The following is a 1327-nucleotide window of genomic DNA, read 5'->3' as shown; positions in this document are numbered from 1 at the left end:
CCCTGAAGGAATCCACTATGACCGTTTCAGATCTGCCTTGGCCGCTGTTGCAGACCGTCGCAGCGTTGGCCGATGCCTCCCTGACCCAGATAGCGGAGAGGCTGCGTGATGCCACACTGCCCTACCTGAAAAGCAGCGCCCTGGTCATCTTCACCGAAGACTGCACGGGGCGGCCGCAGAAGAAGGCGGGCGATGAAGACATCATTTCCCGGGTCTCCATCGCCGAGCTTGACGATCTTCGTGCCACCCTGTCAGATGAGGCGCCCTGGTTCGGCGAAGCCGAGCTCGCTGGCCGGGCCCGGCCTGTACTGGCCCTGAAACACGCCTCCAGCCATGCCCTCCTCGTCCTGACCGATCCTGAACCGGCCGATCCAGGGCAGAACGACGGGCTGGACGTGGTGACGTACCTGTGGCGCATTGCTGCCCGGCGGATCCAGGAGAGGGTGGCCGACGCTCCGCCGTCCTACCTGTTGGAGTCCCGGGCAGCATCAGCTGAACGCGTCCGCGTGACGGCGGAGCTCACCGATCTGCACTCCACGACCCTTGAGACCCTCATGGCAGCCCTGCGCTCATCCTCCCTGGACGATGCAGCAGCCCGCGCAACCGTCATTGACCTCACCACCAAGGCTCTAATCGGGCTCCGCACCCATAGCGACCGCACCACAGATCTGGTCGAAGAGCCCGTCGCCAGAGCCTTCGAACGGCTGCGGGAGGACTTACGGCCGCTCACCGGCTTCAGCGGCATCGAGGTTCAGTTCATCGAACCGCCGCTGAATGGACGGGCCCTCCCCGGCGAAGTTGCCCATGCGGCACGGGCGATCGTCCGTGGACTTGTTCTGGCGATGATGGAACAAACCGACATCAGCAGAATCCGGACGCAGTGGGACTGCGACGGCGATAACCTGCTGATCAACGTACGGGACGACGGCGGCGGGACGCTCACCGCCGACACGCCAAGCATCAGCGGCCTGCAGCGCCGGGTCAAGGCGCTCACCGGACAGCTGCGGATGGACGTCATGCCAGGGTGGGGTGCAGACATCTTCGTCTCGCTCCCCTTGGACCTGCGGGCACGCCCGGCCGGGGACGTCGCCGGGTGGAACCTGGCGTCCCGGGAATTCGAAGTGCTCCAACACCTCGCCGCCGGACACCGCAACCGCACCATCGCCTCAGCAATGGGCATCAGCGAAAACACCGTCAAATTCCATGTGCGGAACCTGTTCAGGAAGCTCGACGTCGGGTCGCGAACCGAGGCCATCGCCCTGGCGCACAGCCACGGACTCCGGTAACGGTCTAACGACCAGACGGCACCGCGACAACCTGTGCCGTC

At 65.1% G+C, this 1327-nt stretch carries 1 protein-coding gene; it reads left to right on the top strand.

Annotated elements, in window-relative coordinates:
• Positions 1-17 precede the first annotated feature (17 nt).
• Entirely contained in the window at positions 18-1286 is a 1269-nt protein-coding gene (locus AC6CH3_RS23315; protein WP_498134693.1) for a helix-turn-helix transcriptional regulator, read from the top strand.
• Positions 1287-1327 lie beyond the last annotated feature (41 nt).

Source organism: Arthrobacter sp. GQ119 (genome assembly GCF_059759125.1).
This window is presented reverse-complemented; position numbering and strand designations above follow the sequence as displayed.